The 12,164-nt window shown below is 65.6% G+C and carries 11 protein-coding genes; 10 read left to right on the forward strand and 1 reads right to left on the reverse strand.

Features of this window, described 5'->3' with window-relative positions:
- Positions 1 to 56: 56 nt before the first annotated feature.
- Positions 57 to 1,421 carry a methylenetetrahydrofolate--tRNA-(uracil(54)-C(5))-methyltransferase (FADH(2)-oxidizing) TrmFO gene (gene trmFO / locus GJV64_RS05940; RefSeq protein ID WP_205599541.1) on the reverse strand — a complete coding sequence of 455 codons (1,365 nt, stop codon included), beginning with the start codon at positions 1,419 to 1,421 and terminating at the stop codon, positions 57 to 59.
- 275 nt (positions 1,422 to 1,696) lie between these two features.
- Between trmFO and nuoG the strand changes: the two genes are divergently transcribed.
- The 10 genes from nuoG to GJV64_RS05990 all read left to right on the forward strand — a co-directional run.
- Entirely contained in the window at positions 1,697 to 3,706 is a 2,010-nt protein-coding gene (gene nuoG / locus GJV64_RS05945; protein WP_164156360.1) for an NADH-quinone oxidoreductase subunit NuoG, read from the forward strand.
- On the forward strand, positions 3,703 to 4,764 hold the full coding sequence (gene nuoH, locus GJV64_RS05950; RefSeq protein WP_164156361.1) for an NADH-quinone oxidoreductase subunit NuoH: 1,062 nt from the start codon (positions 3,703 to 3,705) through the stop codon (positions 4,762 to 4,764). The genes nuoG and nuoH overlap by 4 nt, the downstream gene beginning before the upstream one ends.
- Positions 4,761 to 5,240, forward strand: a complete 480-nt coding sequence (locus tag GJV64_RS05955; RefSeq protein WP_164156362.1) for a hypothetical protein — start codon at positions 4,761 to 4,763, stop codon at positions 5,238 to 5,240. Before nuoH ends, GJV64_RS05955 begins: the two co-directional genes overlap by 4 nt.
- Positions 5,237 to 5,725 (forward strand): NADH-quinone oxidoreductase subunit NuoI, encoded by a 489-nt coding sequence (gene nuoI / locus GJV64_RS05960; protein ID WP_164156363.1) that lies wholly within the window; start codon positions 5,237 to 5,239, stop codon positions 5,723 to 5,725. The genes GJV64_RS05955 and nuoI overlap by 4 nt, the downstream gene beginning before the upstream one ends.
- A gap of 1 nt (position 5,726) precedes the next feature.
- Positions 5,727 to 6,341: an NADH-quinone oxidoreductase subunit J gene (locus tag GJV64_RS05965; RefSeq protein WP_164156364.1), complete on the forward strand. Its 615-nt coding sequence runs from the start codon at positions 5,727 to 5,729 to the stop codon at positions 6,339 to 6,341.
- Positions 6,338 to 6,643: an NADH-quinone oxidoreductase subunit NuoK gene (nuoK, locus tag GJV64_RS05970; protein WP_164156365.1), complete on the forward strand. Its 306-nt coding sequence runs from the start codon at positions 6,338 to 6,340 to the stop codon at positions 6,641 to 6,643. The genes GJV64_RS05965 and nuoK overlap by 4 nt, the downstream gene beginning before the upstream one ends.
- A 4-nt stretch (positions 6,644 to 6,647) precedes the next feature.
- Positions 6,648 to 8,639: an NADH-quinone oxidoreductase subunit L gene (nuoL, locus tag GJV64_RS05975; RefSeq protein ID WP_164156366.1), complete on the forward strand. Its 1,992-nt coding sequence runs from the start codon at positions 6,648 to 6,650 to the stop codon at positions 8,637 to 8,639.
- Positions 8,639 to 10,189 carry an NADH-quinone oxidoreductase subunit M gene (locus GJV64_RS05980; protein ID WP_164156367.1) on the forward strand — a complete coding sequence of 517 codons (1,551 nt, stop codon included), beginning with the start codon at positions 8,639 to 8,641 and terminating at the stop codon, positions 10,187 to 10,189. Before nuoL ends, GJV64_RS05980 begins: the two co-directional genes overlap by 1 nt.
- Complete coding sequence (nuoN, locus tag GJV64_RS05985) at positions 10,189 to 11,664, forward strand: NADH-quinone oxidoreductase subunit NuoN (RefSeq protein ID WP_205599542.1); 1,476 nt, start codon at positions 10,189 to 10,191, stop codon at positions 11,662 to 11,664. Before GJV64_RS05980 ends, nuoN begins: the two co-directional genes overlap by 1 nt.
- A partial coding sequence (locus GJV64_RS05990; protein ID WP_164156368.1) for a biotin--[acetyl-CoA-carboxylase] ligase occupies positions 11,664 to 12,164 on the forward strand: 501 nt, incomplete at its 3' end. The genes nuoN and GJV64_RS05990, both read left to right, overlap by 1 nt.

Raw genomic sequence — 12,164 nt, forward strand, 5'->3', positions numbered from 1 at the left:
GCCGCCAGGCGCCGGCCCAAGGCCGCCTGCGTGTGCCCGCCGCCCGGGGACGAGGATTAGGCCACCGCCAGCCAGGCGGCCAGATCGGCGCGGGCGCGCGCCACCAGCGCCGGTTTGCGCTGGTCTTTCTTCGGTGACGGCACCAGCGGCGGGAACAGCCCGAAATTGACGTTCATCGGCTGGAAGGTCTCGGCCTCGGCCCCGCCTGTGATGTGGTGCAACAGGGCGCCCAGCGCCGTGGTGGCGGGCGGCGGCACCGGCTCCCGCCCCTGCCGTTCGGCAATGGCGAAGCGCGCCGCCATCAGGCCGACGGCAGCCGATTCGACATAGCCTTCACAGCCCGTGATCTGCCCGGCGAAACGGATCGCCGGCCGTGCCTTCAGCCTGAGCGTGGCGTCGAGCAGCACCGGTGACTTGATGAAGGTGTTGCGATGCAGGCCGCCCAGCCGGGCGAACTCGGCGCGTTCCAGCCCCGGGATCATGCGGAACACCCGCACCTGTTCGGCGTGCTTCATCTTGGTCTGGAACCCCACCATGTTCCACAGCGTGCCGCTGGCGTTGTCCTGGCGCAGCTGCACCACCGCCCAGGCGCGGCGGCCGGTGGCCGGATTGGTGAGGCCCACCGGCTTCATCGGGCCGAAACGTGGCGTGTCGCGACCGCGTTCGGCCATCACCTCGATCGGCATGCAGCCTTCGAAATAGGGGGTGTTGGCCTCCCATTCCTTGAACACGGTCTTTTCGGCGGCCAGCAGCGCGTCGATGAAGGCTTCGTACTGCTCCTTGTCCATCGGGCAGTTGAGATAATCCCTGGCTCCGCCCCCAGCCGCGTCAGCGGCGTTCCCATAAGATTTGTCCCATCGCGACTGGAACCAGGCGGTTTCCAGATTGATGGAGTCGAAATGGATGACGGGCGCGATCGCATCGAAGAAGGCCAGCGCATCTTCGCCGGTGAGGCGGCGGATGGCCTCGGCCAGCGGCGTTGCAGTCAGCGGCCCGGTGGCGACGATCACGCTGTCCCAGTCCGCAGGCGGCAGATCATCGATCAGTTCGCGCACGATGGTGACATTCGGGTGGGCGGCCAGCGCAGCGGTGACGCCCCCTGAAAACACGTCGCGGTCCACGGCGAGGGCCGATCCCGCCGGCACGCGTGCCTTGTCGGCTTCGCGCATCACGAGGCTGGAAAGGGCGCGCATCTCCTGGTGGATGAGGCCCACGGCATTGTTGTCGGGATCATCGGACCGGAAGCTGTTGGAGCAGACGAGCTCGGCCAGCCCGTCGGTCTTGTGGGCATCGGTGCCGTGCACCCCACGCATTTCGTGGATGACAACCGGCAGGCCGGCCTCGGCGATCTGCCAGGCGGCCTCCGACCCGGCGAGGCCGCCCCCGACAATATGGACAGGCTTTGAAGTGGCGATGGACATGGCGCCGGCTATAGGCTTGAACTCGCAGGCTTCCAAGCGGCGGCATGTGCCGGGCCGGGCCGTGCCGCATTGCGGGAAGCGCCTCAAACCACCCCTAAAATGCCCAGTGGCGCGGCAGAATGTCGCCGATTGACCTTCCCTTGCACAAAGCGCCCGGCTATAGCCAAGCCAGTGCTTCGGCCACTGGGCGGAGCGGTCTTTTGGATATGCGCATGATCGACGTGCGGCCCGCTGGCGGCCTCACCCACAACCGGCCCGGCAGGGAGAACTGACCCATGCCGAGGCTGACGGTCGACGGGATCGAGGTCGAGGTGCCGAATGGCGCCACCGTGCTGCAGGCCTGCGAGGCCGCCGGCGCCGAGATCCCGCGCTTCTGCTATCACGAACGCCTGACCATCGCCGGCAACTGCCGCATGTGCCTTGTCGAGATGGAAAAATCACCCAAGCCGGTGGCCAGCTGCGCGATGCCGGCTGCCGACGGGCAGGTGATCCACACCACCACCGAAAAGGTGAAGAAGGCCCGCGAGGGGGTGATGGAGTTCCTGCTCATCAACCACCCGCTCGATTGCCCGATCTGCGACCAGGGCGGCGAATGCGACCTGCAGGACCAGGCGCTGGCCTATGGCCGGGGCAGCAGCCGCTTTGACGAGAACAAGCGCGCGGTGACCGAGAAATACATGGGCCCGCTCATCAAGACGGTGATGACGCGCTGCATCCACTGCACCCGCTGCGTGCGCTTTGCCGAGGAGGTGGCCGGCGTCGAGGAGATTGGCGCGATCGGCCGCGGCGAGACGATGCAGATCACCTCCTACCTCGAAAAGGCCGTCACCTCCGAAGTGTCGGGCAATGTCATCGATCTGTGCCCGGTGGGCGCGCTCACCGCCAAGCCCTATGCCTTCCAGGCCCGCCCGTGGGAGCTGAAGAAGACCGATTCGATCGACGTGATGGACGCCATCGGCAGCAACATCGTGGTCGGCAGCCGCGGCGCCGCCGTGCTCAGGGTGACGCCGCGCATCAACGACGACGTCAACGAGGAGTGGCTGGCCGACAAGAGCCGCTTTGCCATCGATGGCCTGTCGGCGCGCCGGCTCGACACGCCTTGGGTGCGGGTGGACGGCAAGCTGAAGAAGGCCAGCTGGGGCGAGGCCTTTGCCGCCATTGCCGCCGGCCTGAAGGGGCTGGAAGGCGACGAGATTGCCGGCATCGTCGGCGATCTTCAGGCGGTCGAGGACATGGTGGCTTTCAAGGACCTGCTCGCCGCGCTGGGGTCGTCCCGCATCGAGTGCCGGCAGGACGGCGCGCTGTTCGATACGGGCGAGCCGGCAGGCTGGCTGTTCAATTCGGGGCTGGCCGGCATCGAGACGGCGGATGCCATCCTGTTGGTCGGCACCAATCCACGCGACGAGGCAGCACTGCTCAACCTGCGGCTGCGCAAGGCCGTGAAGAAGGGCGGTGCGAAGGCCTTCCGCATTGGCCCGGCCGACGATCTCACCTTCCCGGTCACCGATCTGGGCGATGACGCCAGCCTGCTGACCGCTCTGCCGGCCGAGGTGGTCGCCGCCTTTGCGGCGGCCCAGCGCCCGGCGATCATCGTCGGCATGGGCGCGCTGAAGACGCCCGGCCTCTACGCTGCCGCCCGTGCCGCTGCTGCCACGCTGGGCGTGTTCAAGGATGGCTGGAATGGCTTCAACCTCGTCCACACCGCGGCGGCCCGGGCCGGTGCGCTGCGGCTGGGGCTGGCGGTCGAAGGCGGCGTCAACGCGCTGCTGGGTGACAGCGGGGTGAAGGCACTGTTCCTGCTCGGCGCTGACGAGGTCAACGTGATGGCCGGCCGCTTCACCGTCTATATTGGCACCCACGGCGATCATGGCGTCCGCCACGCCGACGTGATCCTGCCGGCCGCCGCCTATACCGAGAAGGCCGGCACCTGGGTGAACCTGGAAGGCCGCGTGCAGCGCGCGCTGAAGGCAACCCAGCCGCCCGGCGATGCCCGGGAAGACTGGACGATCTTCCGCGCGCTCTCCTCGGTTCTGGGTCGGAAACTGCCCTATGATGATCTGTCGGCCCTGCGCCGCCGCATCGCAGCCGATTGGCCCGATCTCGCCCGCGATGGCCTGATCGACCGCGCCGCCAGCCTGCCGGCGAAGGACGCCGCGCCCGTGAAGGGCCCGCTCCACCTCGCCTTCACCAATTATCACCTCACCAACCCGATCGCGCGGGCCAGCGCCACCATGGCCGCCTGCGTCTCGTCGCTGCTCGCCCCCGAACAGGAGGCAGCCGAATGACCTACACCGGCTGGTTCATCGATCAGTTCGGGCAGGGCCCGGGCTGGTTCCTCGCCACCCTGACGCTGATCCTCGCCATTGCCTTCCCGGTGATGGTGGGCGTGGCAATGGCGGTCTATGCCGATCGCAAGATCTGGGCGGCGATGCAGATGCGGCGCGGGCCCAACGTGGTCGGCCCGTTTGGCATCCTGCAGACCTTTGCCGACGCCGCGAAGCTGTTCCTGAAGGAAACCATAATCCCCACCGGCGCCTCGCAGGGCGTGTTCCTGCTCGCCCCGATGATCAGCTTCACATTGGCCCTGGTGGTGTGGGCGGTGATGCCGTTTGATGCCGGCCTCGTGCTGGCCGATCTCAACGTCGGCCTGCTCTATGTCTTCGCCGTCTCCTCGATGGGTGTGTATGGCATCATCATGTCGGGCTGGGCGTCCAACTCCAAATATGCCTTCCTCGGCGGCCTCCGCTCGGCGGCGCAGATGGTGTCCTACGAAGTCTCGATGGGCTTCATCCTCGTCGCCGTGATGATGTATGCGCAGAGCCTCAACCTGTCCGACATCGTGATGAGCCAGAAGGGCAACGTGCTCGGCCTGCTCAACGGCAACATCTTCAATCCGCTGCTGTTTCCGCTCGGCATCATGTTCTTCATCACGGCGCTGGCCGAAACCAACCGGCCGCCGTTCGACCTGCCCGAGGCCGAGGCCGAACTGGTCGCTGGCTACCAGGTCGAATACAGCTCGATGAGCTTCGCGCTCTTCTTCCTCGGCGAATATGCCAACATCCTCTTCATGTGCGCGCTGGTGCCGACGCTGTTCCTCGGCGGCTGGCTGCCGCCGCTGGACCTGCCGTTCCTCTATGTCATCCCCGGCTTCGTCTGGTTCCTCCTCAAGATGGCGTTCATGTTCTTCGTCTTCGCCTGGGTGAAGGCCAGCGTGCCGCGCTATCGCTATGATCAGCTGATGCGGCTGGGCTGGAAGGTGTTCCTGCCGTTATCGCTGTTCTGGGTCGTCGTCGTCTCCGGCTGGCTGATGTTCACCGGGCATTTTGAGAGCCTGCCAGCATGATCGGCTTGATCGCTCTGGCGCTGACAGCGGGATCGCCGCAGACAACGGTTGAGTTGTTCAACTGCGACTTTGTTCAAGTCACTCGGTATGATGCAAACGAAGAATCCGTTGTGAGTAAGCGACATCATCCGCTGATGATATTTGTTCGCCGGCCAGAAAAACTTGTTCCTATGGCAGACGTGTTTCCGATGAAAGTTTTAGACCCGACTGGTATCGTTCAGCCGGGTTTCTCGCAGGCATTTATTGCAGATGATGGCGCGACGATTTTTCGAGGTCGCCGACAAGGAGCCAGCAATTTCGACGTCCTCGTAAAGGCGCCTGTAAATGGAAAGCAGGGCCGCGAAGCGTGGGTTCTGCCAAAGGAACTGCCTAGGGACATGACCAAGCCATTTCCTAAACAGACTCCTATGTTCATCGGCGTCTGCAACACCGGCGCCGGCCCTGCTTTCGAAAAAATGCTGAAGGCGTCGCAATGACCGCGCTGCTCCGCTCCGCCAAGTCGCTGCTGCTGCTCGAGTTCGTCTCCGGCATGTGGCTGACCTTGCGCTATTTCTTCCGGCCCAAGGTCACGCTGAACTACCCGTTCGAAAAGGGCCCCGTCTCGCCGCGCTTCCGGGGTGAACATGCGCTCAGGCGCTATCCCAATGGCGAGGAACGCTGCATCGCCTGCAAGCTGTGCGAAGCCGTGTGCCCAGCGCAGGCCATCACCATCGAGGCCGAACCGCGCGAGGACGGCAGCCGCCGCACCACCCGCTATGACATCGACATGACCAAGTGCATCTATTGCGGCCTGTGCCAGGAAGCCTGCCCGGTGGATGCCATCGTCGAGACGCCGAATTTCGAGTTCTCGACCGAAACCCGCGAAGAGCTGATCTACGACAAGGCCAAGCTGCTGGCCAACGGCGAGAAGTGGGAACGCGCCATTGCCAGCAACATCGCGGCCGACGCGGAGTGGCGCTGAGATGACCGCCGCCCTTGCTTTCTGGCTGTTCGCCGTCGTCCTGCTCACCGCGGCGCTGATGGTGATCACCGCGAAAAACCCGGTGCATTCGGTGCTGTGGCTGATCACCTGCTTCTTCAACGCTGCCGGGCTGTTCATCCTGCTGGGCGCTGAGTTCCTGGCGATGCTGCTGGTCATCGTCTATGTCGGCGCGGTTGCGGTGCTGTTCCTGTTCGTCGTGATGATGCTCGACATTGATTTTCGGGCGCTCAGGCGCGGGGCGCTGAACAATCTTCCGCTGGGGCTCTTTGTGGCGGGCATCATCCTCACCGAGACGTTGCTGGTGGCGACCGGCTGGCAGGCCGGGCAGGGCGTGATCGTGCACGAGGCGCTGGCCGGGCCGCCGGCCGGGATGAGCAACACGCAGTGGATCGGCAGCCAGCTCTACACGCGCTATGTCTTCGTCTTCTCCATGTCGGGGCTGTTGTTGCTGGCGGCCATGGTCGGCGCCATCGTCCTTACCCACCGTCGCCGTATTGGCGTGAAGAAGCAGAGCATCGCGGCGCAGACGGCGCGCACCCCGGCCGGCACGCTGGGCGTGGGCAAGGCGCCGCTGGGGCAGGGGGTGGAGCTGTGATCACCCTCTCCCATTATCTGGCGGTCTCGGCGGCGCTGTTCGTGCTCGGCGTGTTCGGCATTTTCCTCAACCGCCGCAACATCATCATCATCCTGATGTCGCTGGAGCTGATCCTGCTTGCGGTGAACATCAACCTCGTCGCCTTCTCGGCCTTCCTGCACCAGGTGCATGGCCAGATCTTCGCGATGTTCGTGCTCACCGTCGCAGCCGGCGAGGCGGCCATCGGGCTGGCCATCCTGGTGATCTATTTCCGCAATCGCGGCACGGTGGCGGTCGATCAGGCCGATCGGATGCGGGGCTGAGCCGATGATCACGCTGCTCGTCTTCCTGCCGCTGCTCACCGCGCTTGTCGCCGGGCTGGGCGGCCGTGCAATCGGCCACACCGCGGCCAAGGCGATCACCACTGGCGGGCTGTTCGTGTCGGCGGCGCTGGCCTGGACGATCTTCATCGGCTTCTGGCTGAACGAAGCGCCGGCCACCACCGTGCCGGTGCTCGACTGGATCGAAAGCGGGGCCTTGCGCGTGCAGTGGGCGCTGAAGGTCGATACGCTCACCGCCGTCATGCTGGTGGTGGTCACCAGCGTCTCGGCGCTCGTCCACCTCTACAGCTGGGGCTACATGGAGGAGGACCCGTCGCAGAGCCGGTTCTTCGCCTATCTGTCGCTGTTCACCTTCGCCATGCTGATGCTGGTGACGGCCGACAATCTCGTCCAGATGTTCTTCGGCTGGGAAGGCGTGGGCCTCGCCTCCTATCTGCTCATCGGCTTCTGGTACACCAAGCCATCGGCGAATGCGGCCGCCATCAAGGCCTTCGTGGTCAACCGGGTGGGGGATTTCGGCTTTTCGCTCGGCATCTTCGCCACCTTCCTGGTGTTCGGAACGGTGTCCATCGACGCCATAGTGGCTGCCGTTCCCCAGCACGCCGGGCAGACGTTCAGCTTCCTCGGCTCCACCGTCGACGTGATGACGTGCCTGTGCCTGCTGCTGTTCATCGGCGCCTGTGGCAAGTCCGCCCAACTGGGCCTCCACACCTGGCTGCCTGATGCCATGGAAGGACCGACGCCGGTTTCTGCCCTGATCCACGCCGCCACCATGGTGACCGCCGGCGTGTTCATGGTCTGCCGCCTGTCGCCGATGTTCGAAGCCAGCGAAACGGCGCTGGCGGTGGTGACCATAGTGGGCGCCTGCACCGCCTTCTTCGCCGCCACGGTGGGCATGGTGCAGAACGACATCAAGCGGGTGATCGCCTATTCCACCTGTTCGCAGCTGGGCTACATGTTCTTCGCTGCCGGCACCGGCGCCTATGGCGTTGCCATGTTCCACCTGTTCACCCACGCCTTCTTCAAGGCGCTGCTGTTCCTCGGCGCCGGCTCTGTCATTCATGCCATGCACCATGAACAGGACATGCGCTTCTATGGCGGGCTTCGGAAGCACATCCCCATCACCTTCTGGATGATGACGATCGGCACGCTGGCCCTGACCGGCTTCTTCTTCACCGCCGGCTATTATTCCAAGGACGCCATCCTGGAGGCCGCCTATGCCAGCGGCACGGCTTCGGGCACATTCGCCTTCACGGTGGGCGCCGTCGTGGCGCTGCTCACCAGCTTCTATTCCTGGCGGCTGGTGTTCCTCACCTTCTTCGGGGCACCGCGCTGGGCCGGTTCAGAGCATATCCAGCACGCCGTGCACGACGCGCACCACGGGCATGATCATGCTCACCACCATGATGACGGCACGGCCGGCTATCACCCGCACGAAAGCCCGCTTTCCATGCTGGTGCCGCTGTTCGTGCTGGGCGCCGGCGCGCTCCTTGCCGGCATCATCTGGCACGGTGCCTTCGTGGAGGCCGAACCGGGCGCCGCCTTCTGGCGCGGCAGCCTCGCCTTTGACACCCATCTGATGCACGCCCTGCACGAGGTGCCGGCCTGGGTGGTGTGGACGCCCTCCATCGCCTTCTTCGCCGGCCTGGGCCTCGCCTGGAACGCCTATGTCCGCCGCCCGTCGATCCCGAAATGGTGGCGCAACGAAGTGCCCGGCCTCTACGAGTTCCTGCTCAGGAAATGGTATTTCGACGAGCTCTACAATGCCATCTTCGTGCGGCCTTCGCTGTGGTTCGGGCGCCTGTTCTGGACGCGCGGTGACCAGCAGACCATTGATCGCTTCGGCCCCGATGGCGCGGCCGAAATGGTGGTCGTGGGCAGCAATCTCGCCCGCCGCTTCCAGTCGGGCTATGTCTATTCCTATGCACTGGTGATGCTGGTCGGCCTAGCCGCGGCGGCGGCCTGGATGATGCGCTGATGCCGATCCTGTCGATCATGATCCTGTTGCCGGTGGTGGCGGCGCTGGTGCTGCTCACCCTGCCCGGAGATGCAGACGAGCGGGCGGGCCGTGCCCGCGTGGCGGCGCTGGCCACCACGCTGGTGGAATTGCTCGCCGGCCTCTGGCTGTGGGCCGAATTCGATCCGTCGACGGCGGCGTTCCAGTTCGCCGAAGCCCTGCCGCTCTTCGGGCCCTATCTCACCTGGTCGCTTGGCATCGACGGCATCGCATTGATGCTGATCGAACTTTCGGTGTTCCTGATGCCGCTGTGCATCCTGGCCAGCTGGGAGAGCGTGAAGACCCGCGTGCCCGAATATATGGCGGCGTTCCTCCTCATGGAATCGCTGATGATCGGCACCTTTGCGGCGCGCGACATCTTCCTGTTCTACCTGTTTTTCGAAGGTGGCCTCATCCCGATGTTCCTGATCATCGGCATCTGGGGCGGCGCCCGGCGCATCTATGCCAGCTACAAGTTCTTCCTCTACACGCTCCTGGGCTCGGTGCTGATGCTCGTCGCCATGCTGTGGATGGTGGGCTTTGCCGGCTCGACCGACATCGGCGTGCTTGCTCGCACCGATTTCCCCAAGGAGGCACAGTTCTGGCTGTTCCTGGCCTTCTTTGCCAGTTTCGCCGTCAAGATGCCGATGTGGCCGGTGCACACCTGGCTGCCCGATGCGCACGTGGAGGCGCCCACCGCCGGCTCCGTCATCCTCGCTGGCGTGCTCCTGAAGCTGGGCGGCTATGGCTTCATCCGCTTTTCGCTGCCGATGTTCCCCGATGCCAGCGCGCAGCTGATCTGGCTGGTGTTCGGCCTGTCCATGGTGGCGGTGGTCTACACGTCCCTCGTTGCCCTCGTGCAGCACGACATGAAGAAGCTGATCGCCTATTCCTCTGTCGCCCACATGGCCTTCGTGACGGGCGGGCTGTTCGCGCTCAACACGCAGGGGCTGGAAGGCGCGATGCTGATGATGCTCAGCCACGGGCTCGTATCGGGCGCGCTCTTCCTGTGCGTCGGCGTGATCTATGATCGGCTGCACACCCGCGAGATCGGGCGCTATGGCGGCCTTGCCGACACCATGCCCAAATATGCGCTGGTGCTGCTGTTCTTCACCATGGCCAGCGTCGGCCTGCCCGCCACCTCGGGCTTTGTCGCCGAATTCCTGGTGCTGCTCGGCCTCTATCAGACGAGCACGTGGGCCACGTTCGTGCTCACTACCGGCATCATCCTGGGCGCCGCCTACATGCTGTGGCTCTATGCCCGGGTCGCCTATGGCAAGGCCGCCGGGGAGGACACGCGGGCAATGCCCGATCTGTCGCTGCGGGAAGTCGCCATCCTTGCCCCCATCGTGGCGGCGACCTTGTGGATGGGCATCTACCCCAAGAGCTTCATGGCGCCGATGCAGCCTGCCATCGCCGAGGTTGTCGCCCGCCTCGAAGGGCGTGAGCTGGCGACCGTGCCAACCGACATGACCCTGTCACCCGCACGGCCCGCGCTCATCGCCCCGGCGCACGCGGCGGAGGCCCATTGATGCACCCGATTTTCGCCTCCATCGCCATCGCCGGGCCGGAAACCGTGCTGACGCTGGGCAGCCTCGCTGCGCTGATGCTCGGCACCTTCACCGGCGGCGGCCGCGCGCTCACCGTTACCAGCCTCTTTGCGGTGGCCATATTGGGGCTGGCCGGCTTCACCTTGCTCGATGCGCCGGCCGGGCCGTCGGTCGCCTTTGACGGCCTCTATGTCGCCGATGCCTTCTCGGCCTTTCTGAAGGTCATCATCCTGGCTGCAGCCGCCGCCTCGGTACTGCTGGCGCTGCCGTGGCTTGCCGATCACAATGCGAAGGGCAGCAGCAGCGCCCGGTTCGAATATCCGGTGCTGCTGCTGCTGGCGACGCTGGGCATGGCCATCATGGTTTCGGCCAATGATCTGCTCACCCTCTATGTCGGGCTGGAACTGGCGGCGCTGCCGTCCTATGTGCTCGCCGCCTTCCACCGCGGCGATGACCGTTCGGCCGAAGCCGGCCTCAAATATTTCGTGCTGGGCGCGCTCGCCTCGGGCATCCTGCTCTATGGTGTCACGCTCGTGTATGGCTTTGCCGGTTCCACCCAGCTCGACGTGATTGCCGGTATCGTCGGCGGCCAGCAGGAGCGGTCGCTCGGCCTGTTGTTCGGCATCGTCTTCATCCTCTCGGGGTTGGCCTTCAAGGTCTCGGCGGTGCCCTTCCACATGTGGACGCCCGACGTTTATGAGGGCGCGCCCACCCCGGTGGCGGCCTTCTTCGCCGCCGCGCCCAAGGCGGCCGCGCTGGGCCTGATGGCGCGTGTGCTGGTGGTCGCCTTCCCCGGCCAGGTCGCGCCCGACTGGCAGCAGATCATCCTGTTCATCGCCATCGCCTCCATGGTGCTGGGCGCCGTGGCGGCCGTGGCGCAGACCAACATCAAGCGCCTCCTGGCCTACAGCTCGATCGCCAACATCGGCTTCGCGCTGGTCGGCCTGGCGCCGGGCAGCCCGGGCGGGATTTCGGCGCTGCTCTTCTACATCTGCGTCTATGTCGCCATGACGCTGGGCAGCTTCCTTGTCGTGCTGCAACTCGCCCGCGCCGATGGCAGCCCGGTGGAAACCATGGCCGATTTCGCCGGCCTGTCGAAGACCCGTCCCGGTCTGGCGCTGGCGATGGCGGTGTTCATGTTCAGCCTGGCCGGCATCCCGCCGCTGCTCGGCTTCTGGCCCAAGTTCGCGGTGTTCCAGGCCGCCATCAATGCCGGCCTCCTCGGCCTTGCCATTGTCGGCTTCGTCGCCTCGGTGGTGGCGGCCTTCTATTATCTCAGGCTCATCAAGATCATGTATTTCGATCCGCCCGCTACAGCGCTGGCGCCGGCGGCCAATCCGGTCAACGGTGCGATGATCGCCGGCCTGGCGCTCTTCTGCTCGCCCATCGGCATGCTGGCCCTGTCGCCGCTGGCCGCCGCCACGGCGCGTGCGGCCGCGGCGCTGTTTCCCGCTTGATGCTCACGGACTTCACCCACCTCGCCGAGGTGGGATCCACGAACGACTGGCTGCTGGCCCGCGCCGAGGCGCTGCCGGATGCCCACTGGGTGCTGGCCGATCGGCAGACGGCGGGGCGCGGCCGCCGCGGGCGGGTGTGGAATGATGGCGCCGGCAACTTCATGGGCTCGGTGCTGGTCAAGGCAACCGGCGAGGTGCAGCAGCTGAGCTTCGTCGCCGCGCTGGCTCTGCACGAGGCGCTGTCCGAAGGCAGCAGCCAGCCGCACCGTTTCACCCTGAAATGGCCGAACGACGTGCTGCTGGACGGCATCAAATGCTGCGGCATCCTGCTCGAACGACAGGGCGATGCCCTGGTGATCGGCATGGGGGTCAATCTGGCCCACCATCCGGACGGCACCGAACGCCCGGCCACCAGCCTGGCGGCTGCCGGCGTGGCCGTTCCCACGCCGCTTGCGCTGCTGTCGGCGCTGGCCCCGGCCTTCGCCCGCTGGCGGCAGACC

The organism is Sandarakinorhabdus rubra (genome assembly GCF_010994245.1).
GTDB classification, from domain to species: Bacteria; Pseudomonadota; Alphaproteobacteria; order Sphingomonadales; family Sphingomonadaceae; genus Sandarakinorhabdus; species Sandarakinorhabdus rubra.

What these genes read in the sequence shown, in the direction of transcription:
- GJV64_RS05965 (WP_164156364.1), top strand. Translation starts at nt 5,727, where the DNA reads ATGACCGCCGCCCTTGCTTTCTGGCTGTTCGCCGTCGTCCTGCTCACC.
- nuoN (WP_205599542.1), top strand. Translation starts at nt 10,189, where the DNA reads ATGCACCCGATTTTCGCCTCCATCGCCATCGCCGGGCCGGAAACCGTG.
- nuoL (WP_164156366.1), top strand. Translation starts at nt 6,648, where the DNA reads ATGATCACGCTGCTCGTCTTCCTGCCGCTGCTCACCGCGCTTGTCGCC.
- nuoH (WP_164156361.1), top strand. Translation starts at nt 3,703, where the DNA reads ATGACCTACACCGGCTGGTTCATCGATCAGTTCGGGCAGGGCCCGGGC.
- nuoG (WP_164156360.1), top strand. Translation starts at nt 1,697, where the DNA reads ATGCCGAGGCTGACGGTCGACGGGATCGAGGTCGAGGTGCCGAATGGC.
- nuoI (WP_164156363.1), top strand. Translation starts at nt 5,237, where the DNA reads ATGACCGCGCTGCTCCGCTCCGCCAAGTCGCTGCTGCTGCTCGAGTTC.
- trmFO (WP_205599541.1), bottom strand. Translation starts at nt 1,421, where the DNA reads ATGTCCATCGCCACTTCAAAGCCTGTCCATATTGTCGGGGGCGGCCTC.
- GJV64_RS05955 (WP_164156362.1), top strand. Translation starts at nt 4,761, where the DNA reads ATGATCGGCTTGATCGCTCTGGCGCTGACAGCGGGATCGCCGCAGACA.
- GJV64_RS05980 (WP_164156367.1), top strand. Translation starts at nt 8,639, where the DNA reads ATGCCGATCCTGTCGATCATGATCCTGTTGCCGGTGGTGGCGGCGCTG.